The organism is Methylobacterium sp. WCS2018Hpa-22, from assembly GCF_031843785.1.
GTDB lineage: Bacteria > Pseudomonadota > Alphaproteobacteria > Rhizobiales > Beijerinckiaceae > Methylobacterium.
This window is the reverse complement of the sequence record NZ_JAVTJA010000007.1, coordinates 135101-157330: the sequence shown is the minus strand read 5'-3', so window position 1 is coordinate 157330 and position 22230 is coordinate 135101. Positions and strand designations below refer to the sequence as shown.

19 protein-coding genes are annotated in these 22230 nt (G+C 56.8%); 8 read left to right on the top strand and 11 right to left on the bottom strand.

From position 1 onward, the window contains the following. The first annotated feature begins 508 nt into the window (after positions 1–508). Positions 509–673 carry a hypothetical protein gene (locus tag RQI43_RS11435; protein WP_311275234.1) on the top strand — a complete coding sequence of 55 codons (165 nt, stop codon included), beginning with the start codon at positions 509–511 and terminating at the stop codon, positions 671–673. Between the two features lie 56 nt (positions 674–729). Here RQI43_RS11435 and RQI43_RS11430 read toward each other — a convergent pair whose 3' ends face one another. The 5 genes from RQI43_RS11430 to RQI43_RS11410 all read right to left on the bottom strand — a co-directional run bounded on the left by RQI43_RS11430 (position 730) and on the right by RQI43_RS11410 (position 8677). Continuing rightward, entirely contained in the window at positions 730–879 is a 150-nt protein-coding gene (locus RQI43_RS11430) for a hypothetical protein (protein WP_311275233.1), read from the bottom strand. Further along, positions 872–1228: a hypothetical protein gene (locus RQI43_RS11425; RefSeq protein WP_311275232.1), complete on the bottom strand. Its 357-nt coding sequence runs from the start codon at positions 1226–1228 to the stop codon at positions 872–874. The genes RQI43_RS11430 and RQI43_RS11425 overlap by 8 nt, the downstream gene beginning before the upstream one ends. Positions 1229–1520: 292 nt before the next feature. Continuing rightward, on the bottom strand, positions 1521–2498 hold the full coding sequence (locus tag RQI43_RS11420; RefSeq protein ID WP_311275231.1) for a hypothetical protein: 978 nt from the start codon (positions 2496–2498) through the stop codon (positions 1521–1523). A gap of 404 nt (positions 2499–2902) precedes the next feature. Next, entirely contained in the window at positions 2903–4072 is a 1170-nt protein-coding gene (locus RQI43_RS11415) for a hypothetical protein (protein WP_311275230.1), read from the bottom strand. 84 nt (positions 4073–4156) lie between these two features. Further along, positions 4157–8677 carry a phage tail tip lysozyme gene (locus tag RQI43_RS11410; protein ID WP_311275229.1) on the bottom strand — a complete coding sequence of 1507 codons (4521 nt, stop codon included), beginning with the start codon at positions 8675–8677 and terminating at the stop codon, positions 4157–4159. Between the two features lie 364 nt (positions 8678–9041). Between RQI43_RS11410 and RQI43_RS11405 the strand changes: the two genes are divergently transcribed. Next, positions 9042–9713: a recombinase family protein gene (locus RQI43_RS11405; protein WP_311275228.1), complete on the top strand. Its 672-nt coding sequence runs from the start codon at positions 9042–9044 to the stop codon at positions 9711–9713. Positions 9714–10109: 396 nt separating this feature from the next. Here RQI43_RS11405 and RQI43_RS11400 read toward each other — a convergent pair whose 3' ends face one another. The 4 genes from RQI43_RS11400 to RQI43_RS11385 all read right to left on the bottom strand — a co-directional run bounded on the left by RQI43_RS11400 (position 10110) and on the right by RQI43_RS11385 (position 12877). Next, on the bottom strand, positions 10110–10355 hold the full coding sequence (locus tag RQI43_RS11400; protein ID WP_311275227.1) for a DUF6894 family protein: 246 nt from the start codon (positions 10353–10355) through the stop codon (positions 10110–10112). 855 nt (positions 10356–11210) lie between these two features. Further along, positions 11211–11693 (bottom strand): hypothetical protein, encoded by a 483-nt coding sequence (locus RQI43_RS11395; RefSeq protein WP_311275226.1) that lies wholly within the window; start codon positions 11691–11693, stop codon positions 11211–11213. Positions 11694–11768: 75 nt separating this feature from the next. Beyond that, positions 11769–12164 (bottom strand): hypothetical protein, encoded by a 396-nt coding sequence (locus RQI43_RS11390; protein ID WP_311275225.1) that lies wholly within the window; start codon positions 12162–12164, stop codon positions 11769–11771. 542 nt (positions 12165–12706) lie between these two features. Beyond that, positions 12707–12877, bottom strand: coding sequence for a hypothetical protein (locus RQI43_RS11385; protein ID WP_311275224.1), 171 nt, complete (start codon positions 12875–12877; stop codon positions 12707–12709). A 918-nt stretch (positions 12878–13795) separates the two neighbouring features. Here RQI43_RS11385 and RQI43_RS11380 point away from each other — a divergent pair. The 3 genes from RQI43_RS11380 to RQI43_RS11370 all read left to right on the top strand — a co-directional run bounded on the left by RQI43_RS11380 (position 13796) and on the right by RQI43_RS11370 (position 18663). Continuing rightward, positions 13796–14569: a Hachiman antiphage defense system protein HamA gene (locus tag RQI43_RS11380; protein WP_311275223.1), complete on the top strand. Its 774-nt coding sequence runs from the start codon at positions 13796–13798 to the stop codon at positions 14567–14569. Beyond that, positions 14553–18053 carry a DEAD/DEAH box helicase gene (locus RQI43_RS11375; RefSeq protein WP_311275222.1) on the top strand — a complete coding sequence of 1167 codons (3501 nt, stop codon included), beginning with the start codon at positions 14553–14555 and terminating at the stop codon, positions 18051–18053. The genes RQI43_RS11380 and RQI43_RS11375 overlap by 17 nt, the downstream gene beginning before the upstream one ends. Positions 18054–18456: 403 nt before the next feature. Further along, entirely contained in the window at positions 18457–18663 is a 207-nt protein-coding gene (locus RQI43_RS11370) for a hypothetical protein (protein WP_311275221.1), read from the top strand. 595 nt (positions 18664–19258) lie between these two features. Here RQI43_RS11370 and RQI43_RS11365 read toward each other — a convergent pair. Next, entirely contained in the window at positions 19259–19480 is a 222-nt protein-coding gene (locus RQI43_RS11365) for a hypothetical protein (RefSeq protein ID WP_405030604.1), read from the bottom strand. Between the two features lie 254 nt (positions 19481–19734). On the opposite strand from RQI43_RS11365, the gene RQI43_RS11360 reads away from it, so the two are divergent. Then, a complete protein-coding gene (locus tag RQI43_RS11360; RefSeq protein WP_311275219.1) occupies positions 19735–20370 on the top strand; it encodes a glutathione S-transferase N-terminal domain-containing protein in 636 nt (211 codons plus the stop codon). A gap of 4 nt (positions 20371–20374) precedes the next feature. Here the strand turns inward: RQI43_RS11360 and RQI43_RS11355 are convergent, their stop codons facing one another. Continuing rightward, positions 20375–20914: a DUF2147 domain-containing protein gene (locus RQI43_RS11355; protein WP_056424163.1), complete on the bottom strand. Its 540-nt coding sequence runs from the start codon at positions 20912–20914 to the stop codon at positions 20375–20377. Positions 20915–21227: 313 nt separating this feature from the next. Here RQI43_RS11355 and ndk point away from each other — a divergent pair, with 313 nt between their 5' ends. Both ndk and RQI43_RS11345 read left to right on the top strand, forming a co-directional pair. Beyond that, positions 21228–21650 carry a nucleoside-diphosphate kinase gene (gene ndk / locus RQI43_RS11350; protein WP_018043493.1) on the top strand — a complete coding sequence of 141 codons (423 nt, stop codon included), beginning with the start codon at positions 21228–21230 and terminating at the stop codon, positions 21648–21650. A gap of 170 nt (positions 21651–21820) precedes the next feature. Next, positions 21821–22198, top strand: a complete 378-nt coding sequence (locus RQI43_RS11345) for a hypothetical protein (protein ID WP_056424165.1) — start codon at positions 21821–21823, stop codon at positions 22196–22198. Positions 22199–22230: the final 32 nt, after the last annotated feature.

The window sequence follows — 22230 nt, the reverse complement described above, 5'->3', positions numbered from 1 at the left end:
GTAAGCTGTGAGCTTATGGATTGTCGGGTTTCCGATACGGGGTTTCTCCCCGGTCTCGCCAAACAGGAACGCGCATTAGTCGCCCCTGTGTAACGGAACCGGACAAGGTGAAACGAACGGGCTCTTTACAGCACGGATCGGAACTGACGTTCCTTGTCGTCCACCCGCAAAACGGGCTTCGGAAACAAGGCATCTCCTATGAGTTGTCAGTCGTTACAGACGGGGGGATACGCCGAATGAAACGACATTCACGGCGACGCTAGAGATGTATCGAGATCACAAAAATTCGCGGACCCTTCGCGAATATCCGAGATCGGCGCAGACAGTTCCGACACAGGATAAGACGGATCACAGTCCGTTTGTCCGAAATACCAATTGGCTACGGAGCGGGACGCCGTTTCAGTGGCCCCACATTCATGTCTGGACCATGGAACCTGCGCGTTCCAAGTTTACTTCGGCTCCCAGTATACCCATCCCGCCAACACTAGGCTTTGAAAGGCTTCGAGCGATGACCCATGCCTCAACCCCTGATGCCGGTGTGCCGGAACAGACGCATCCTGTAGCTGATGCAGAAGCTTCTGCCGATACGGTCATGATAGAGACCGTCACCATGGAAGAAATCGAGATAGAAGATTTCATGGATGAGATCTTCGGGTCTTTCTTCGGGCTGTAGGCTAGCAATCGTCAGCCTTCCAGCACCGAGACGATGAGGTGATTTCGCCGGTCTTCTCAAATCGTTCGATCCGTTTCTGCTAGCATCTTAATGACGCAAAGCATGGCCGGTGTATTGACGTCGAGTTCTCCGACCTGCTCCATGAGTTCGGTGCGGCGTGCATAGCCTTCATCGATGGCGTTAAGCATGGTCTCGGTCTCAGTCATTCTTCCGGTCTTTCTCTGATTGCTTGCGATTGTAGGCGATGAACTGGCGAATATAGGTCTCGGCGTCTTCCTGGGCCTTTGGGTCGTCTTCTAGGCCCACCAGGGCGTCAGTGATGATTGTGGTGGTGATCGGAGGCAGTGAGACCTGGGACGACACATGCTCGGGGAGGTCGTCTTCATCCTCGACAGCAGGTTCAACCGTGCGCTTGGATCTGCTCACATGAATGCCGCTTCGGACGTACACGCCAGAGCGGGGCTTACGGGCTCCACCTGTAGGCTTGCGCTTGCGTTCTGTCGGGATCTCAGGAGTAAAGGCGAGGTCTAGCTGGTCGGCTTGAATAGTGTTCATGATATGCAGTCTTCCAAGGGCTGAGGCGGTTACGTTCCTTTCATCGATAGTACCGATGCACGGCATATTACCAAAAGGTATCGATCGTTCGTTCATATCCTGGAAGGTTAGCTCTGTTTCCAGAGAAAGAGCCCCCCAGGGTTAGAGTGATAGACTGCCATCTGCTAATCGAGGTCACGCTCGTTTCGAGGTCGAACTCGTTTTACAGCCTGGGGTGATCCGACGACGACGATGATGATTATGGAAAGATGCTATCGAAGCCGTCCTCATCCTTCCTGGTGGGCCTTACAATCTAGCCACACACCGAAAGTTCGTTGTCGATACCGATAAAGAATGGGTCACACGATACCCACTCGGCCCTTGCCCTATCCGCATCCGCACGAAGCTGCGCGATAACTGACTGGATACGATCCTCGGACATGAGGATAAGGGGCTCGGCTACGGCCTGGACGGCCTCCACCGAAATCGAATTACGCGCCAAATCCGTCTGTGAGACGGTTTCGTCGCTTCCCTTACACGTACTACGTACTGTTACCGACGAATCTGTCTCACGAGCTTGTTTGGCCTTCATCTCGGCCTGCTCACGATAGTATGTCGCCCTGCTCACGCCAGCGGCATCCCAGGGCTTGAGACGGGACTTCGATAGCTCACGAGGGGTCGCGCCATTGGCGACACGATTAGCCTTGTGCTTCGCCGCATCGGCCTGCTTGTTCTCGGCATCCCGGAGGGCCTTCGGGCGGTCATGTGCAACGAGTGAGTAGAGGGTGAACCCTAGAACCTCATCCTGCGTGACGGTGAGCCGCTTGGCGATTTGATCCATCGTGCGGAATGAGCCGGTCTTTTCGTCCCGGATCTCCTCGTAACGCTCCTCAACCCATTCGAGGCCCTTGGCTTCCACCAGCTCGGGAAGCCACTTCTGAGACCACGCTTGAAGCTTGGCGTTCGCATCCTTTTTCGCGGTCTTTGCCCCTCTGATGATGCGTGGCGCTGCATCGTCAAAGATGGCTTCCGCAATGGCGAGGTTCCACGGACCTAGGCCCCGGCGACCGGCGATAAGCTTCTGGAAATCCGTGATGATAAGGGTGTTGAGACCGACACTGCCTTTTGCCTTGCCGCTGCCTTTGAGGCGGCCGGGCTTTGCAGGCTCCCAAATCTTGAAGCCAGTTTCGCCAAGACGCTCTCGACCGGATGGGCTCAGAGCAAAGGCGAGGGAGATAGAAACCGTATCCCCTTGATTTTTCGCATTAATTCGTGTAAATAGAGAACTCACTAAGACACCTATCAGACCCCTTCGCTGCAAGCCCCGCAAGAGCATTCCGCAGCGGAGGGGTTCCCCCCTTCAAATTGTTATCCCATCCCAAAATCCCGCTTGCGTTTGCCCGCATGGCGATGTAATTGACTGATGAGCGACTTCGCCTCGACCATTCTGGCGCTTGACTGTTGCTTATACACAACAAACCTATGGTTGTCTACATGCACTATCGTGCGTAGCATGCATTTTAATGCATGCCTGCTCTGCGCGAGCGGATCAGTGGCATCATTCATGCACTGGGCGCATAGATACCCCACTATTATGGTTCATTGATGCACTCGGCGCATGAATACCGCGTCAATCGCATAGCTATTATGCACTGTACGCATGACTATGCTGCGTTTCGTGTCTTGACTCAATGGTCATTCCAGGATCGGCGCAGGCTGTCCTACCATGGAAGGGACTGAGGAGAACGGGCTTCCGAGTGAATCAGGGGCGACCGGCATAACCTGACCGAACACCTGACCAGGGCCGATAGCTAGGAACTCGTCAGCGTTTTTCCCCTCCTGGTACTCCTCTGCGAGGCCATTCACGCCAGCCGTACCGCTGAAGCTGGTCGTTAGCGCTCCACCCTTCGTGTACGAATGCACCACGAGGTCGAGCAGATAGCTCCCATTGATACCGTCGCGGCATTCTGTGACGACGAAACGTTGACCGTCTCGAACCCACGGATCTCCCTCGGCTAGCCGCCCTGTGATCTTGCCTGTAGCGCGATCTAGCTGCGCCTGGGTGCTCTCAGCGGCCCTTTTCGCCTCATCCTCAGAGTTGTAAATGGTTCCGATCTTGTGCTTAGCATCGGTGCTCAAGTCTTTAAGCTTCGATTGAGCGTCTACCCACATTTTCTTAAGGGTTGTCTTGTCAGTATATGACGCTGAAGTCTGAGCATATTCGGAAGCTGCATCAACCATTACGTTAAGTTCTGCGAAGCTATACGGTCTCAGAACATATGTCGGAACGCTGATATCCGATACAGAGACGCCGCCTGATCTGGGGGTTAGTGAGACTTTCCCGTCATTAATCTTGGCTACCGCGTCGTAATGCTGTTCTAGTTTACCAATAAGCGCACCGAATGACATGCTTTGATTGAGAAACGGGATCTTCTCATCAGCGATAAAATTATGCACATCAGCTTTAAATCCGATCTTAGAGCCTGCCTCTGCTAGGATTTGCTCCACGGTCTTATCATCATAGCTTGCAATGACTGTTGACTTTAGGTCATTGAGAGATGAAGCGGCAGTGCATTTGACGGCAATAGCCTTTGGAGTGAAGCTAAATTTAATGCTGTTTACTTCAAAGTTGCCCATAAAGGTCGTTCCAATACCTTCATAGCCGAGATATACTTGAAGTCTGTCGCCTTTGCGGGGCGTAGCGATGAGCCAATCCCTATCGTCCAGGATGATATCGCACGAGTCTTGATCGCCACGGCCTGCGGCAAGCTGGACGACGATGGACACAGCGCGATCTTGGAAGCGGGCTGTAATGTTTTCACCGCCTTTATAGATTTCAAATGTTGGAATGAATCCCTTAGACATGGTTTCTTCTTTTACTGGTAGGAAAAGGACAGCCGAGTCCATTCCCTCAAGATGAAGGTTGAGGCCGGCTGTTGATATATTGATTTAGGCAAAGGAAAAGGGGTTTACGCTGCCAGTTTGACGCCGCATTTCTCCAGAAGACTTGCGGTTGACTGCATTCGCAATTTCTTCCGAATTAAGCCCTGTTCCGTTGATGTGGTTATTGATCGTCGTCGTGCTGCTAGATCCACCGGCACCGCCAGAACGCCCACCGCCTCCGGTCACACGCTCGATTGCCGCCGCTGGGACTGCATCAGTGATAGACGGCTTCCCAGGAGCAACGCCTTCAAGGGTGGATGTGGGAGCCGCATCGGTGGATGGCTTCCAGCTTGAACCCCGGATCTCCTTAGCCTTTTCGGCAATGCCGCCAAGGTTTCCAGAGACAGGCGACGGGATGGCGCTCCAATCGGTTGAACGCTTCATGGCAGCGGCCGGGGCCTTTGATGCAGCTACCGCATTGTTGGTAGCCTCAAGAGCCCTTCGAGCGATCACCCCGGATGCGTTTTCCCAGTTACGAGCTACCCGGCCCCCGAAGTTGCCGCTGATCTGCTCATATTGAAGCTGGCCGTTCCGCATCCGTTGATTGCCGGTAGCGATACCAGCGTGTCCGCCAGTCTGGCCGACACCCCGGCCACGGTGCTCAACGAGCACGTCGCCAGCCTTCACGCCGTCCGTAACTTCCTTGCCCCAACCCAAAAACGAGTTGGCGATAGAGGAGTTTACGCCCTTTATGTTCGCGCTCTTGAGAGAGCCGTTCACGAAGTCAGCGCACCATTGACCAGGGGTCATCCGGGAGCCGAGAGCCGTAGCGGCTTGCGAGCTTCCGAGACCGACCAGCTTGGAAGCGTTGTCCGCCACGTTGGAAGCGGCTTCCGTTCCGACCGATCCGCCGATGACCTGGGACGCAGGCTTGCCACCAGCCCCATATTCCCGCGCAAAGCCTTCCGCGAGAGCACCACGAGAAGCCCGCTCATCACGCGCTGGCCGCTCGAAATGCTGGACAAAAGCACCGCCTGCATCTCGTGCTGAGATCCCCGGCGTTTTGAGGATGCGGAGAGCCCGTTGAGCCCCTGCATCGCCGTTCTGCATCTCCCACCATGTGCCCTTTAGCTGGTCTTGGAGACCTGCCGTGCTCATGTTGATGCCGGTTGCTTGCTGGATTGCAGCGCGCCTATCCGGGTGATGTTGGAACAGACCATGAGCCCGTCCACCATCGCCGCGAGACTGAGGATTGAAGCCTGATTCCTGCTTCATGGAAGCGAGGATACCGGCCGTCGCCTCGTGCGAGAGACCCTTTGAACGGAAGAAATCGTATGACGCCTTCGCGTTCTCTGCGCCCTGGCCGCGCATCATGGGAGGCGTGACACCACCACCCAAGCCACCATCGCCACCACCGCCGATGATGCCTCGACGTGAAAGACCGGAGCCACCAGCTAGAGGTGATCCCGGAGCCGATCCTTCCAAGGGAGCGAGACCACCTGTCACGGTGCCCGATCCCGTAGAGCCGGACATGACGGACGATGCAGAACGAATGTCGGCCGACGATCCTGCGAGAGACGCCTTGACGCCATCTGAGGCCGTGGTGATCGATGCCCGATGCACCAGACCGCCCATGATGCCCTGTCGGTCGAGACCGGCACGGATCGCGCTGGTGTTCTCCTCGACGGCATGGGTTAAGTTCACAAGCTGTAGGCGTGGATCTGCGGTAGGCTTTGCGATGGACGCTGTATCCACCGTACCGCTCAGGACGGCTTCAGGAGCCGAGAACGACGCCTTATGAATCAGGCTACGAAGTTCACCATCAGAACCGAAATTCTGCTGTTGAATCAATGGGTTGGCTTGTACCGCGGAAGCCTTCTCCTCAATGGCAGGACGTGGATCTAGAGTGGGCGTCGAGGCTGGGTTCGTCCCCTTGGGAGGAGGAATGAACTCGTTCGCGTTTGCAGAACCCACCAGGGACGATGAGAGCCAATCCCACGCCTTCCCCAGGTAGCCACGTTCGGTAGGAGCAACCGGAGCGACCGGAGCCGCTGGGATACCCTTTGGAAGACCCTCAAGCGTCTTCTTTCCGAGCCCGTTCTTCTCCTCAAGCTTGCCATCGTTATCAAGCCAACGCTGGACCGGAGCCGGGATGAACTCCGATACGATTCCCTTCATCGCCGCTTGGATCGATTCCTTGCTGAAGGCGGCTTTGAGACCGTCCACGGCAGCCTGAAGGATCGATTTCCCGGCATCGAGGAGCCACGTCGAGATGACGCCACGGTTAGCGCCGATCTCGGCAGCAAGGCCAAGGGCGAACATGCGCGACAGTGCGAGGCCGAACCCCCGCATCAGACCCGCACCAGCCCCAGAAGTGACACCACCAGTCAGACCAGCGAGACCGGCGATTGCCTTCCCGGCAACAGCGAGACCCATCACCACAGAGGCAAGGCCCCCCAGGATCGTTAGGACCGGAGCAAACGCAACTGCGGCGAGTGTAAGTCCTAGAAGCTTCCCGGTTAGATTGCCGATTGATTCAGCCGATGTGTCCCCGCCGGTAAAGATCCCTGCGAACGACTTGATCGCGCTCCCAACGGACATGACACCTTCCGTCAGACCTTTGGCGAATGCCTTGATCTGGGGACCGATGTTTCCGACTTCCCCACCGAACACATTCCGAAGAAGTTCCGTCCAGGTCGAGACGCCAAGGGCTTCCTTGACACCATCGAAGAAATCGACCACGTAGCTCTTAACTCTATCGTAATCAAAGGTAGAGTTTAGTTCGAGGAAGTACCTGTTAATACTGGTAAGGATATCCTCGAACCCAGAGCCGAACGCATCCCAGAACCTTCCAAAGATTGTCTTTGTCGAGTTCCACTGTCCCTGTAGGCTGTCTGCGCGGATCTTGGCGGCTTCCTCTAGGAAGTTGGCATTCTTCGGATCAGAGATTTCCGAATAGGTCTTCTTTACTCCACCGGCACCTTGGCTAAACTGCAAACCTTCGTCGCTCCACTGCCTTCCGAGGGCGGCTTCAGCAACCTGGGTGCGCTTGCCGGACTCCATCTTTGCTAGGTTCTCGTGGAACTTCATCATCGTTCCATAGGAGTCCTTAGCGTAATCAGAGGCCATCTTTCGGGCATCGCCGAACCCTAGCTCTTTTGCGGCGAAGTCGAGTTCATCTCTGTTCTTCTTTCCGAGGAACTTTGAGTTACCCATGGAAAGCTGTTTACCCAGGGTCGCAACGTAAGTACCTGCCTTTCCGGGCTGAATACCTACCGATTGACCACCAGAGACTAGGGCGGTTAGCTGCTCTGCGGTCATGTTGCCCGTAGACAGGGCACCGAACGCACGCTTGACGCCCTCGACAATCTCATTAGATTGCGTGGGATCTTCTCTAGCGGCTACAGCAACCGCGTTAAGAGCGCTCTTGATCCTGGTAGGGTTTGAAGAAGCTCCAGCGTTACGATCAATGAGACCCGCTAGCTTCGTGGTATTCTTCAGGTCCAGCTCTAGAGCAGAGACCGCTTCCATGATCGTCTTAACGTTCTCGGCAGGGGCCTTCATGCCAGTTTTTAGGACTTCGCTGTAAGCGTCTAGTCCTCCGGCAATCCCTAGACCATTCTTAATCGAGAGATTATCGAGGAACCCCTTACGAGCGGCTTTGATTTGCTCGTTAGTCTGTCCTGAGAAAATCTTTAGGTTCGTCTCCGCTGTGTCCACGTCGAGGCGTGTATCGATGCCCTTCCGAGTGGCAGCGGCAACAGCACCAGTCCCCACGGCAGCAACGGTAGCGGCTCCACGAACCGCACGGCCAGTTCCCTCTCTGATGGACTCGCCACCCGAGCGCACATTCGAGATGTAGCGATTGCGGGCATTCTCCCGGCTGGTGCGAGCACGATCCACGCGACGGGCTTCAGTTTCCTCTAGGCGAGCGGTTGCACGGATAGAGGCGGCACGCTCGCGCATACGGGTTGCCTCGGCCCTAGCGGTCTCTGCGATGGAACGAACCTGCTCTCGTTGTGCGGATCTCTCCTCGCTCACACGCTGGCGATAGGCTCTGTTTTGTGTCGAAAGGCGGGTTTTAAGGGCTGAAATCGCGTCATTCTCAGCCGAATTACGCATTCTGCCGATACGTGACTCTGCCGTCATCCTGTCTTTGAGCGCGCGGATCTGAGCAGTTTCGTATCGAGTCTGAGCCGCGTTCCTGGTGCGGAAGTTCGCATATTCCTGACGCGAGGCTTTGGCCGCTTGAACCGCCGCTTGTGACTGGACAGTCATCCGGGTTTTGAGGAGACGCACGCTCTCTGCATCGAACATATTCACGCGCTGGGATGCGCGGATCGCGTCGGCATCGGCCTGCTTCTTAGAGCGACGACCACGAGCTTTCACGCCTTCAAGGGCAGCTTCATCCTTGGCAGCGGAAGACCCACCAGGAGATGAGACACGGCCGATGGCCTTCATGTTAGCGTTGATGGACTTCGTGCTGCGATCCAGGGCATGAAGCGTCTTGATAAGGTTGTTAACGGTGTCTTCGCCGGTAGTGCTTACGTCGATATCAATTTTAACTTTGTCGTTACTGTCAGCCATTGGCTAATCCTTAGAAGGTTGGAGAATGTAAATCCGAACGAGAATTTTGTACTCACTAGTACCACTTTGTTTTGTCCAAACTGAAACTTTGATTTCAGCAAGGTGGGGTGTCTCGGAAGGTAAATCCGAACGAAAAACAGTATAAACACTGGGTGCACTGGCCGACCGGGGGGGGCCTATGCTGCACAAAAAAGAGCCCCTGCCCATCTTTTAGGCAGGGTTACAGAGTGTGAGCGTTGAAGCTGGTCCGTGAAGACAGGACGAATATTCCAGCGTGCCGTGTCGATTGAGCTTGCCAATCCCGGCTGGACTGTTACGTTCTAGTCAACGAACGTAGACCACCCTGTAACAGAGCGAGTTTCCCATGGCCGAGGGCAGATTTATTTCCTACCTGCGTGTCTCGACGGCGAAACAGGGTGCGAGCGGCCTTGGATTGGAGGCGCAGCGCAAGGCAGTTGCCGACTATCTCAACGGTGGACGCTGGTCGGTCATCAGCGAGGTTGTCGAGGTCGAGAGCGGGAAGCGGAACGACCGTCCCAAGCTGGACGAAGCTTTGAAGCTCTGCCGCCTCCACGGTGCAACGCTGGTCATCGCCAAGCTGGACAGGCTGAGCCGTGACGCCGCCTTCCTCATGAAGCTACAGAACGAGGGCGTGAAGTTCATCGCCGCTGACATGCCAGAAGCAAACGAACTGGTCGTCGGCATCATGGCTTGCGTGGCTCAGGCTGAGCGTAAGATGATTTCCACCAGGACTAAGGCAGCGTTGCAGGCAGCGAAGGCACGAGGCGTCACGCTTGGTGGTGATCGTGGACAGACCCTCTCTGCCGAGGCTCAGGCTAAGGGCCGTGCGGTCCTGGTCGCCAGAGCTTCCGACCGTGCGGCGGACGTGGCAGGCATCATTGCCGAGATCCGGGCTGATGGAGCCGTTAGCCTTCGTCAGATTGCAGATGGCCTCAATAGCCGTGGAATCCCCACTGCCAAGGGTGGAACGTGGTCTGCCGTCCAGGTTAGCCGGGTCTTGGCGAAGACGGCTTGAAATCCTGAGACTGCATCACCATATATATAGTGCAGCCTAGACTAAAACCCGTCTGAATCTGGAATTATAGTTCCGGTTCATCAAGCATCGTTCTCCGTAGTGGGGAGCGGTGCTTTTTGTTGTGCAAAATCATAGCCTTGGGTATAAATATAAATAGCCTTTTTGTTTCTACCCGGTCGGACCTGGACAAGGTTTCATGGCTTCATGTTCGTTGGAGCTTGTTGTGGTGTGTCTTTAATACAACAGCAGGATGGGTGACAGGAGGTCTCGCCTTCCATGGTTAGAAGCCTTTACTTCTCCTATGGGGTTCACTGTCCCTTGTGGTGATGAGGAGGCGACGGCCCTCGGATGGAAGGGTTGCGCTCCTGCTAGGCTCTTCACTTCAGATAGCTAGGATCAAGAGGGCGGCTTATGCCACTCGCCTGAAACGGTGACCTCCGCACTGTAGACGGTAGCCCCAGAATCATCGCGCATCACGGCACTGATCGCTTGGTGATCGCTCCTCGGAATAGCGTCCTTGGCAATCTCAGCAAGGGTTTTCAAAGCCTCCGTTCGGCCTGCCTCTGCGTTGGGAAAATCCATCCCTTCGTCGTCTTTGAAACGCGAGCGACCATCATCAAAGTCGAAGTAGAGTCGTGACATGTCAAAGGCCTTCCGAGGTATCTATCCAATGGGTTCATGCATGGCACGCTAGGCAAGAAAACGTCTATCGATCATGATAGGTTCAATAACTATCAGCAAGATGCTATACTCTTAGGCTAATAACACATGATGGTCTGCTTTGGCCGTATCCCATACCCTCCCTGTCGCCTTGTCGAGCTTCTGTTCCTCAGCGGCTTCGGACGTTAGGGGTAGGCACCAAGCGTCGGATTACGGTGTTCCCCCCATGTGTGAGAAGGTCTCTCCTATGGGTGTCAGTGCCTTTGGTGGTGCATTGGTGGCGACGGCCCCCGGATGCGCCGAACCCTGCGTGAAACGGGACTTTGGCGGATGACATTAGCCCCGAAATCCAGACAATGCCGGAAACCCGTCAAGCCCCTCGGAAAAGCCGAGAAGCTACATGTAGCGGGTTAATTCCGATTTGGCATACTAGATATAGCGGGTTGACTGGGAGAAGAAAGACGGGCTCCGCATCAAAGCCCCCTCGCATTCCGATTTGGTTCGAGCGACTAGCGAGTACCAAGCGCTTAAACCCCCATCGGACAGACCGCGACAGACGTGGTGTATCCCACCAGGGTTGAGATGGGGCGACGGCTCTGGACTACCTCTGGCCTTCATGCTCTCTACCGTCTCAGATAGTTAGTTACGCGCGAGGCGAGCGAGGGCAGACAAGCGGAGGTTGCATCTCAAAATGGTGCAATCCGTCTGTGTTGACAACTTGTCGCACATGATGGGGGAGACCGGGCAATGGCGATAAACCCGGCCTCCCGTCGCTTCACGTCTCAAGCTGGAATGTCGTGGCTACGGCTCCCCCGGCGAAACGATCCGCGATCCCGGTTAGTCGTCGTCGCCATCGATGAGGAACATGCCGCTCTCAAGCTCCGGGGTCTTCTCAGGCTTCCTTGATCCCTTGGGAGGCAGCTTCAGGACGTTATCGAGCGCTACAGGGTCCGTGTGAGGCTTCTCGGCCTCGACGGCCTTGGCAGGCACGCCAGAGGCAGGGACGGGCATAGGCAAGCCGTGCATAAGGCGGATCACGGGGAATGACGGCGGCAACGGCTCTCCGTGGACCATCCGAGAGAACGCTTCAGTCTCAAGCTCGCTAGCAGCACGGCCTGCGCCTCGGAAGCGCTCAAAGGCGATCACAAGTTCGGTTGCCAGCTTGAGCGGCATCGCTGGGAACGTGACAAGCTCGCTCTGGCGACGGGCTTCAGCCTCGGCAGCAAGGCGGTTCTGCTCTTGGCGTTCGGCCTCGATACGGGCCTGAGACTCGGCGCGACGTGCCAGCAACTCGGGATCGTTGCGGGATGCGTCCACCATGGCCTTGTCCTGAAGACGCTTGCGCCATCCGGCCCCCATGATCGGGTTCTTTACAGTATGCATGTCTTGGTTTCCTTAGAGTTTCATTCCAGCCTGGAAGGCTAGTTCTTTTGCCGTTTCAGGATCAGTCCGATATAGCTTCATACCTTCCGAGAGGTTATAGCCTGGACTGCCCTTCATAAATGGGTTGCCCTTGACGCTTGAAGATGAAGACACACCAGGGTTAGACGGACGGCCGTTGAATAGCTCGGGACGGTCATTGGAAACTTCGTCCATGAATTGCTCAAACGACTTGGAATGGACCCGGTTTCCACTGGTATCGACAACGTAAACGCTACCCACGGAATCGATGCGGATACGGGTTGCGATGGCGTCTTCTACGGCCTTTGCGTCTTTGGGTTGACGGGCCTTGATTTCAGCGCGGATCAGTCGAATACCAAGATCGCGGATGATTTCATTCGTATTAGTCATTGGTCATTGCTTTTTCAGTATTGAAACTGCCATTCTCATGTGCGAACTTCAGTATTTGTCCGTACATATCAGCGACGCCTTCAGGCGTAATAGCCTTAAAGTCTAACAGTAATTCAGACATCTTCTCGATAGCGTATCTTTTTAACGCTTCAGGATAGTCGTTATATTCTGTATTAGTCATTGCCTGTAGCCTTGTTCTTTTCGTCCTTGACGTGTTTAAACAGTTGCGCTCTAATGTAGTCTTGAGGAGCAAGGCCAGCTTCAGCGGCCAGTTGGGAAATCTCTGCGAACTTATCTTTAGGCAGCCTAAGTTTAACCTCAGACGTGGTAGAACTATCGCCAAATGTACGTGGTCTAGCCATTAGATTGTCTTACTCTCTGTAAAAGCGCTGATCTTTGTTAGATGCATGGTCAGTAGTGACCGGATGAATTGGCTTCTAGGCATTGCATTGGATTTTGCAGCCCGGCCTAGTGCCTCATATGTCACAGCATTTAGCTTGACGATTACGTCAATCTTGTTCGCTAGACGAGGATCGAGCTTCTTACGCGGCATTGAGAACTTCTCTCGGCTTGGTGTGGATGGTTTGCGGCTGATGGATGGTCTTCATCAGTTGAGCGCGAATGAATGTGCCAACGGTCATGCCCTGAGCATTGGCTGCCTTGACGATTAGATCTAAGGTTTCGTAAGGTAGTCTCAAAGCTACCGGGATCATGATTGTATCTCCTTGATTGATTTCCGCACAAAAAAAGCCGCTCCAGGTGTGACCCTGTGCGGCTGGCTGAAATACTGCTATCTTATCTGAACAATAACACAAATGGTTCCTTTTGTCAACTTACATAGCCAGATGTAAACTATATAATGTTTACAAGCGCTTGCGAGTATGCTGCCATTCATCAGCGGAGCGTGGGCATTGCGTCTAAACACTGGAAGGTTATGAGTGGAAGCTTCTAAGGTCGCAACCTCAAAACTCTACAGGGCCATTATGAGTTCACTCCGACTTGCATCAATCACTGTCCTAGCCTCCGCTATGGCAACCTTTGGCGCTGCTGCCATGGAAAGCCCTGACGGGGAAGCGAAGTATGTTGGCAAGTGCCTGCTAGAGGTCAAAAACGTCCCCAAGCTGTTCGGCTCATGCAACGTTACTGAAGGTGCGGATGGGGGCATGACGCTTGGCATGGATGAGCGAAAAGTGACCTACTTCGCTACCGTCATGGCCAGTGGAAATGGCGAGGCGGACGGCTATTGGAACGGCACGAAGGGAGCTGGTCACGCGCACGACTCTTTGGGGACGCTGAAGCGGAAGGGTCGGTGTTGGGAAAACGCCAACGCTCGCGTCTGTGCTTGGCAATAAGTAAGGCCGGAATACGAGACAAGCTTCTCAAAAGAGTCCCGAATCCGAGGCATCTCTGAATTTTAGAAGGTCCGCCTCCCTGCATCGTGACAGAGATGACGGAAATGACGGAGGACCTCGGCCGACCCTTGCCGCGTGCCGACTGGTCCCGGAAGCACAATGATAGCGTTGATTGCGCTCGCAACGGATGCGCGCGGCTTGAACGACGAAAACATTGATCAAGGGAGGTGCCGTCGCGCTTCCTGCCGTGATAGGGACCTCCGCAGGGGGGATCCGCAGGTGGCTGACATCAAAGCGTGGTGTACTAAGACTGTAACTAAGTTAAAATTGCACAGTCTTACTTATTTGGAAGCGCACTCTCATGCGCACGCCAGTGCTATTTCATCGGTCGCTGCGGTCGTCCCAGATCACTATGCTGCCCCTGATCGCGTTGCCAACATTTTGCGTCGGCTAGGTAAACCGGCGGTCGCCGATTATGTCCAAACTAAACTGCCCCAAGGTATCAAATCGCGCTCCGGCGATCTAGGTGAAATCCTCGCCACCAGCTATGTGAGCGAGTTTACCAGTTACAAGGTTGGTGTCTATAAATTGCGATGGTCTGATCATCGCGAGATGGCCATGCGCGGCGACGACATACTAGGGATCCGACTCGACCCAACATTAACGGTCAAGTTTCTAAAAGGCGAAGTCAAGAGTCGCGCCACGCTTGGTAAAAAGACAGTTGACGAGGCACGAGCGGCGCTCAACGCTAGCAACGGCCGACCTACGCCGCACGCTCTTGCCTATGTCGCCGACCGGCTGTTCGAGACCGGCGAGACCGCACTGGCCGAGATTATCGATCAGTTTCAGCTGAAGGCGCGGATCAATACGAATCAGGTATCTCATCTGATGTTTATGTTTACCGGAAACAATCCGTCCAATCTGCTAACATTGAACTTGAATGCTTATAGTGGAAAAATACGGCAATTTGCTGTCGGTCTGCGCGTAGCGTCTCACCAGGACTTCATCAAACAGGTTTTTGAGAAGGCGATTGACGATGGCAATAAGCCCTGAGGCGATCGCCCAGCTGATTGTGGAGGCGACCGCGCCCGGTTTTCGCGACGACCTACTTGCGAAGGGGCAGGCTCGGGCAATGGTGTGGCGCGAAGGCGTGGTTCCACCCGAGGCGCCGCAATTCTCTGCCCTGCTCACTTACGACCTTCTCACTTACGCTTATTCACTCTTAGCTCAGGGCCTGCGCCTGCTTGATCATGGGGCTGAACTCGACGCAGCGCGAAACGCTTTTGAGCATGCCGCCTCTGCTATTGAAGCGGCAACGACCCATGGTCGCGCGACAAGCGATCGGGATTTCCATCGGATAGTTGCGGGTGCCTGTTATCATCTCGCCCGATACGCCGCGCGTGCCTTCTCTCTGCTCCACGAAGGGCTAAACGACGCAAATCTGAGCGTGCCCGAGCGCGCGCTTGCGCTGCTGATGTTGCGCGACCTTGATGCTCTTGAAGCGTTGATTGTCGGACAGCGTGCTGATGAATTCGCATCCGACGACAGTATGATCTCGCGTCTTGCTGCTGCCAATGAAGGCACGGACACAACGGCCGGAGACGCCGAGGACGAACCCGTAGGCGCGCCATTACTACAGGCAGTTGATCAGGCTCTGACCGACAATTTCTCGCGCGCGATGGCAGTCGCGCTGCTCGCCTTCGAGCGCGGGGAGGCCGAGCTAATTGGGGCCGCGGTCGAGCGTCTAAACGTTGGTCTTGCGTCTGCAGCCGAACTCAACATGGTTCCCAGCTGGTGGTGCCACCGCCTTACCATTTATCTGCTTGGCGACCTCTGGTCCTCCAGTTTCCATGTACGGCTCCCGAACCAGCCGGCCGATGGCGGCGCGGGAGACTGGAGCGCCTATCGCGAGGTGTTCATCGCCTCGCTACTGCGCCGCAGCCGCGCAGAGATCGATCTTTGGCCGTCACAGATCGACGCGGCGACGCGCGCCCTCAATCTCGACGACAACATGGTCGTTTCGCTGCCAACGAGCGCTGGCAAAACGCGGGTTGCCGAGCTTTGCATCCTTGCTTGTCTCGCCGCCGGCCGCCGCGTGGTGTTTGTTACCCCCCTTCGCGCTTTGTCGGCGCAGACCGAAAGTACGCTTCACCGGACGTTCCAGCCGCTCGGCAAAAGCGTATCCAGTCTCTACGGTGCGATAGGCGTGGGCGACGTGGACCAGGATTTCCTGCGTGACAGCGACATCATCGTCGCGACACCAGAGAAGCTAGATTTCGCCCTTCGCAACGACCCCGGCCTGCTTGATACCGTTGGGCTCGTCGTCCTCGACGAAGGTCATATGATTGGACTGACCGAGCGCGAGGTACGCTACGAAGTTCAAATTCAGAGGCTGCTGAGGCGGAGCGATGCCAAGCACCGGCGCATTGTCTGTCTTTCGGCTATCCTCCCCGAGGGAGACCAGCTTCAGGATTTTTCGGCTTGGCTGACGAACGATCAAGAAGATGGATTGATTAAAATGGACTGGCGTCCAACTCGCCTTCGATACGGCGAGGTCGAATGGCGTGATGAACATGCAAGGCTTGAGATTTCCGTTGGTGCTGAGAAGCCGTTCGTGCCGCGATTTCTGACTGCCGCCCTGCCAAGGGGTCGTAAGACGCGGGTCTTCCCCTCTGATCAGCGCGAGCTCTGTATCGCTTCGGCCTGGGCATTAATTGCAGATAGACATTCGGTTCTTATCTTCTGCCCCCAGCGGCGCTCGGTCGAACCTTTCGCCAAAGCGATCGTAGACCTAGCAAATCGCGGATCCATCCTTCCGGTATATATTCATGATCCGGCGGTGCTCGACAACGCAATCGCAATTGGCAATGAGTGGTTGGGGGCAGGCAGTCCAGTAATAGCCTGCCTTAGACTTGGCGTTGCAATTCATCATGGCGCCCTTCCCACACCCTATCGTAAGGAAGTCGAACGACTGTTGCGGGAGGGCGTTCTGCGGGTGACCGTTTCTTCGCCTACGCTCGCACAAGGGCTGAACCTAACTGCAACCACGCTTATTTTCTACGGTGTGAAGCGGGCCAACGATCTGATCGATATCGCAGAATTCCGAAATATTGTTGGTCGCGCCGGGCGCGCCTATGTCGATGTCGAAGGTCTGGTACTGATGCCCATGTTCGACCGGATTCGCGCTCGCCGCGCCGACTGGAAGGCGATGATCGATAGCGTAAAGGGCAAGGAGATGGAGAGCGGCCTAGTTCGACTTCTGATCTGGTTGATGAGACGTATTGCCCTCAAATCCAACGCCAAATCGATGGCCACCGTGTTTGAATACCTCGCTGGCACGACTGCTTGGGATTTTGCAGTTCTACCAAATGAACCTAATGTTGTTGAAAACCAGGAACGCGTCCGGTGGTCAAACTACCTGATGACACTTGACACAGCTTTGCTTAGTATGCTCGGCGAGCAAGAAGTGCCCGATGATCAAATCGAGGCGATGCTTGACGATGTGCTGACCTCATCCCTCTGGTCACGTCGGCTTCTGCACCGCACGGCTAAGGTTCAGAAATTGCTCAAGACCGGCTTGGTGGCGCGCGCAAAGTTTATCTGGGGGCGAACAACAGCAATGCAGCGCCGCGGCTACTTCCTTGCAGGCGTTGGCCTTGAAACGGGAGAGGCTCTTGATGCCGCTTCAGCCGAGCTTAACGAGCTGTTGGTTCGCGCGAACGCCTGCATTTGTCTCGACGAAGCCGAGGATGCAATCGCCGCGATCACCGATTTCGCAAAATCGGTCTTCTCTATCGCGCCATTTATCCCCGATAACTTACCATCCGATTGGGAGTTGATCCTCAGAACTTGGCTTCTTGGCAGCCCATTAGCGAAACTGGCGACAGGACAGGAAGACGAAGTTCTCAAGTTCGTCGAACAGGCACTTGTTTACAAGCTGCCCTGGGCAATGGAAGCAGTGCGGGTGCGCGGAATCGCGCACCGTGATGTGGTGGATAGTGGATTTTCCATGGAGGACGTAGAGCTTGGCGTAGCAGCCGCCGCAGTTGAAACCGGTTCGCTCAATATATCAGCCGCCATTCTGATGCATGCCGGTTTCAGTTCGCGCCTCGCAGCGATTGACGCCGTTACCGTCACAGGTGCGGATTTTACGACCATGCAGGGTCTTCGCGGCTGGTTGCGAAGCGGTGAAATCTCGCGTCGCCGTAACGATCCGGAATGGCCAACGGCAGTATCGCATGGTCTGTGGTTGCAGTTCATCGACGGCATGGCACCTTCACGCCGCCACACATGGGCTGCCACGGAACATGAACTCGACGTCGATTGGGACGCGGAAGGGCCACCGACCGGGTCAGTCCTACGTCTTGTCGACAGTGAGGATGGAACCCGTGTCTACGGCTCCGAATTCGAACGGTTGGGAAGGCTCACGGTGCCGCTCAACCGAAATAGACTTGGTTTGGCACTGGCCAGCGTGGGGTGGCTTGGGAACAGCGTGGACGTTCGCTACATCGGACCCGATGACATGTTTCGTCGTTGAAGCGGACGAGCCTCCACGTCAAATGGTGCCGCGTCCGGCCTGAACTTAAGGCTGGCATCAGAGATGCGATTCTAAACTAGATAAACGGAACGGACGTAACCCCGAATGTCCACTGGTGGGCGCGTATCCAACTCCGACCTCCCACGCTCTCCTGTCGTAGGACTCTAGCCACCAAGCTGCCGTGAAATAGATTTTCCCTGATTCGTCAAAGGGCAGTTTCGCGACAGGGCCTTTGAGTGAGGAAGCAGGAAATGGGCATCGATCTAACCAAATAGCTGGAGCGTGCGACGGTCGGGGGGACGGAGATCAAGCGTCGGCACACGGTTTGTGGATGCACAACATGTGAGCTTCTTTTCCTCCCCCAATGAGGTATGTTCCTGGTTCGTTCTCACAGGAGGCAGGAATGGCTACCGCAGCTCAGTTGGCCGAGATCGAGGCGATGACGGATGTGGAAGCCGGAACGCTTGCGTATCTTGAAGCCGCGCAGGGCGACATTGAAAGGGCGCTGGCCTTCGCTGTTGAGGACGTTTTGCGTTTGGAGGCGGACCTTGTGGTGGCGTTCAAGGCGATCTCGACAGGCTACGTTCGTGGATCGATCTCGGCCACGTGACCTTCCATGGACACACTGGGGGGCATCGTTGGCGGGAAGCTGCGAATCAGGTGCACACCTTGTCGCCGGGAGGGCCGTTACCTCGTTAGCCGACTCGTGGAGGTCCATGGCCCAGAAACGTCGCTTGAGACGCTAAGGGAACGGCTCACGCTCGGATGCCGATGGCGTTGGCCTACTGGCATGAGAGAACCCGGAAAATATGAGCCGAAATGCCAAGCTCGGCTTGTCGTCCCGACGATCAAAACAGCGCCCAGCGGAGACGGCTTCACAACCGCAACGTCAGTCTTTCGGATCGATATCTGGCACGATGACGACTCGGGAATTGAACGAGAGGTTGTGCTGTGCACGGATCTGTCACTTGCGAAAAAGTGGTTTGAGGACGTCGTGGCGCGCTATCCCGGCAAGATCATCACACTTCGCCAGCGCGCCCATGTCCTCCAAAGCACGGAGAGACGGCTTCCTCACGGGACGGGCGGATGGTGACCCACGATCCAGGGCAAGGCAGGGCAGGGCAGGGCAGGGCAGGGCAGGGGTAACAATCGGGTATCAAGACCGGTATACATTGCGTGCAATTTAAATATCTAAGCTATTGAAATCAAACTGCTTTTAGACGCTTGACGCATTTACTATAATATTGCGGCCATTTCGGTCCTTGCGCGGCCTTGTCGGCGACCGAGAGGGCACGCCATTCGGCACCGCACTTCTTCTGCCGCTCCCTGGCAGCGTTCTGCCCCACGCTCAATTCCTTCGCGGCGGCATCCGGGGAAGCGGCCACAGGGGCCTGGGCGGACGCGGCCGTGGCGAAGCCCAGGACCATGGACACCGCGATCACCATGGCTGGAAAACAACAAACCCGCATGATTGCAACCCCAGATCGTTACCCTGCACTCACGAAACGGAGGCAGAGCCGACCTCATCACAGCCAGAAGTCGGGGGGAGAGCAAGTCTCTTCGTCGCGCCGCCCCATGCCGTCCACCGTTGGATGTCGGCGTGAAAGCTGCAACCATCCGCTTTCTCGTCCGGTTTGAATCGGCGATATGACGCGACCCTGACAGGAGCGGGACGTTTCCCATGGCCGCCGCCACCCAGAAGCCCATCGACGTCCATACCTGGGGCACGCCCAACGGTTGGAAAATTCCCATCATGCTGGAAGAGTGCGGCCTGCCCTATCGGGTGGTGCCGGTGAATATCGGCAAGGGCGACCAGCTGGCCCCGGACTTTTTGGCGATCTCGCCCAACAATAAGATTCCGGCCATCGTCGATCCGGACGGCCCCGGAGGGAAGCCGATCTCGATCTTCGAATCGGGGGCGATTCTGCAATATCTCGGTCGCAAGACCGGGTGCCTCTACCCGGCCGACGAACGCGCCAGAGCGGCGGTGGACGAATGGCTGTTCTGGCAGGTTGGCGGCTTTGGGCCGATGCTTGGCCAGACGCATCATTTCCGGATCTACGCGCAGGAGAAAATCCCCTACGCCATCGAGCGGTTCACCACCGAATCGCATCGGCTCTACGGCGTGCTGGATCGCCGCCTCGCGGATCGCGACTACGTGGCCGGCGAATATTCCATCGCCGACATTGCGATTCTCACCTGGGCCAAGCATCACGAGAAGCAGGATATCGACCTGTCGAGCCTGCCGAATGTCCGGCGCTGGCTCGATCTGGTTCTGGCGAGACCCGCCGTGAAGCGAGGCTTCGCGGCGATCTGATCCGCTACTTCTTGGCTTCGGCCTGAGCGGCAGCCGGTTTGGCGGCCGCCTTCGTAGCGGGCTTCGGCGCGGCCTCGGAAGCCGGGGCGACAGCGGCCTGCTGGTTCACGTCCGGCACGCGGGTCCAGGTCTCCGAACCGCACAGGACCTTGAGCAGGCATCCCGACACGCTGAGCTCGGAGCCGGATTCGCGCTCCAGGCTGACCTGATAGATCTTGCCCTCGTCGATATTGTAGATGTCGCCCGAAAACTTCTCCTCGTCGGGGGCGAGCCCCTCGATGAGTTGCAGGCCAATCACGGGACGCGAGCGCTTCTTCGGGTCGGGGTTCTTGGCGTCGGTGCGCGGCGCACCCGTCTCGGTGGTCGGCGTCTTCAGCCACACGACCTTACCGCAGATGTTCGCGCTGTTCGGGCCGCAATGATCGATGCGGATCTTGGCGCGGCCATCCTTCGTGAGCCAGGTGCCGGACGGGTCCTTCGACGGGGCCGCAACGGCGGCGACGAGTCCGGAAAGCAGGAAGGCGGAGGTCAGGGCAACGCGCATGGCTTTTGGTCTCCTGGAGCCTGTGAAGGGCCGCGGCGCATCGGCGGAAGCGTCGCGAAGGGTCGTGAGCCTGGGGTCGAGAGCTTGGTCGTGGCCGTGCCGGGCGTCGAGAACGGTCCAGGCCGGCGTCTTCTGGTGCGAGAAGACACCAGCAATCGGGCGAATTTCCGGCACTGTTGCGCCGAAGCCATGACCAAGGGAATTCCGCTGTGGATGCGCCGTCTTCGTCCTCCGGGTTGAGAGGATGGGGCGTGCCCGCTATAAGCCGGCCGCCGAAGCCGTTTTCGGCTGAGCGAACATAACCGGACTGAACATGGCCACCGAGCGCACTTTCTCCATCCTGAAGCCCGACGCGACCAAGCGGAACCTCACCGGCGCCGTGAATGCCGTGATCGAGAAGGCGGGCCTGCGCATCGTCGGCCAGCGTCGCATCCAGATGACCCAGGCCCAGGCCGAAAAGTTCTACGAGATTCACAAGGAGCGCCCGTTTTTCGGTGAACTCGTCTCCTTCATGACCTCGGGCCCCGTGGTCGTGCAGGTGCTCGAGGGCGAGAACGCCGTCGCCGCTTACCGCACCGTGATGGGCGCCACCAACCCGGCCAATGCCGACGAGGGCACCATCCGCAAGACCTTCTCCGAGTCGGTCGGCGAGAACACCGTGCACGGCTCTGACAGCGCCGAGAACGCGAAGATCGAGATCGCGCAGTTCTTCCAGGATTCCGACATCGTCGGCTGAGCCCGACCGGCTTTCGCGCCGCCAACGGGTTCGTGATCGCGTCGTCGTCCGGTGAACCGGGAGCGTGGCGCGGAACGATGCCGGGTGTGGCGCGAACGCCCTTGCGCGCGAGTCCTGCCGGGCGTGAAAGGAATTCCCTCATCGAATCCCTTTCACGGACCCCACATTCCATGCGCTCCATCGCTTCGCGCACCGGCCGGATCCTGCTCGCCGCCGGCCTCGTGTCCCTGCTCGCCGCCTGCAACGCGAACAAGGGTGCGCCCACGGCCTCCCTCGAAGGCTACACGCCCGACCCCGCGTTGAAGACGGCCTCCGCCAGCAACCTCACCGGACGCGTGCGCCACGCCTGCACGGTGACGCAGTCCCGCCTGCAGAGCGTCCCCGAAGCGTCGCTCGCCCGCCCATGCGGCTGCTACGCCAAGCAGACCCTGGCGAGCCTCAACCCGGCCGAGCTCGAATCCTACCGCACCACCGGCTACTTCAACGATTCCGCCCGCGCGAAGGCTCTCTCGGCCCTCGACAGCTGCAGCCTGCCGCGCCCGGCGTAAGCCGTCATCATCGCCGATCTCGATGTTTCGGG

Excerpts from the sequence above, each read along its gene's own strand:
- RQI43_RS11435 (WP_311275234.1), top strand. The coding sequence starts at position 509 with ATGACCCATGCCTCAACCCCTGATGCCGGTGTGCCGGAACAGACGCAT.
- RQI43_RS11430 (WP_311275233.1), bottom strand. The coding sequence starts at position 879 with ATGACTGAGACCGAGACCATGCTTAACGCCATCGATGAAGGCTATGCA.
- RQI43_RS11425 (WP_311275232.1), bottom strand. The coding sequence starts at position 1,228 with ATGAACACTATTCAAGCCGACCAGCTAGACCTCGCCTTTACTCCTGAG.
- RQI43_RS11415 (WP_311275230.1), bottom strand. The coding sequence starts at position 4,072 with ATGTCTAAGGGATTCATTCCAACATTTGAAATCTATAAAGGCGGTGAA.
- RQI43_RS11410 (WP_311275229.1), bottom strand. The coding sequence starts at position 8,677 with ATGGCTGACAGTAACGACAAAGTTAAAATTGATATCGACGTAAGCACT.
- RQI43_RS11405 (WP_311275228.1), top strand. The coding sequence starts at position 9,042 with ATGGCCGAGGGCAGATTTATTTCCTACCTGCGTGTCTCGACGGCGAAA.
- RQI43_RS11400 (WP_311275227.1), bottom strand. The coding sequence starts at position 10,355 with ATGTCACGACTCTACTTCGACTTTGATGATGGTCGCTCGCGTTTCAAA.
- RQI43_RS11395 (WP_311275226.1), bottom strand. The coding sequence starts at position 11,693 with ATGGTGGACGCATCCCGCAACGATCCCGAGTTGCTGGCACGTCGCGCC.
- RQI43_RS11390 (WP_311275225.1), bottom strand. The coding sequence starts at position 12,164 with ATGACTAATACGAATGAAATCATCCGCGATCTTGGTATTCGACTGATC.
- RQI43_RS11385 (WP_311275224.1), bottom strand. The coding sequence starts at position 12,877 with ATGATCCCGGTAGCTTTGAGACTACCTTACGAAACCTTAGATCTAATC.
- RQI43_RS11375 (WP_311275222.1), top strand. The coding sequence starts at position 14,553 with ATGGCAATAAGCCCTGAGGCGATCGCCCAGCTGATTGTGGAGGCGACC.
- RQI43_RS11370 (WP_311275221.1), top strand. The coding sequence starts at position 18,457 with ATGGCTACCGCAGCTCAGTTGGCCGAGATCGAGGCGATGACGGATGTG.
- RQI43_RS11365 (WP_405030604.1), bottom strand. The coding sequence starts at position 19,480 with ATGGTCCTGGGCTTCGCCACGGCCGCGTCCGCCCAGGCCCCTGTGGCC.
- RQI43_RS11360 (WP_311275219.1), top strand. The coding sequence starts at position 19,735 with ATGGCCGCCGCCACCCAGAAGCCCATCGACGTCCATACCTGGGGCACG.
- RQI43_RS11355 (WP_056424163.1), bottom strand. The coding sequence starts at position 20,914 with ATGCGCGTTGCCCTGACCTCCGCCTTCCTGCTTTCCGGACTCGTCGCC.
- ndk (WP_018043493.1), top strand. The coding sequence starts at position 21,228 with ATGGCCACCGAGCGCACTTTCTCCATCCTGAAGCCCGACGCGACCAAG.
- RQI43_RS11345 (WP_056424165.1), top strand. The coding sequence starts at position 21,821 with ATGCGCTCCATCGCTTCGCGCACCGGCCGGATCCTGCTCGCCGCCGGC.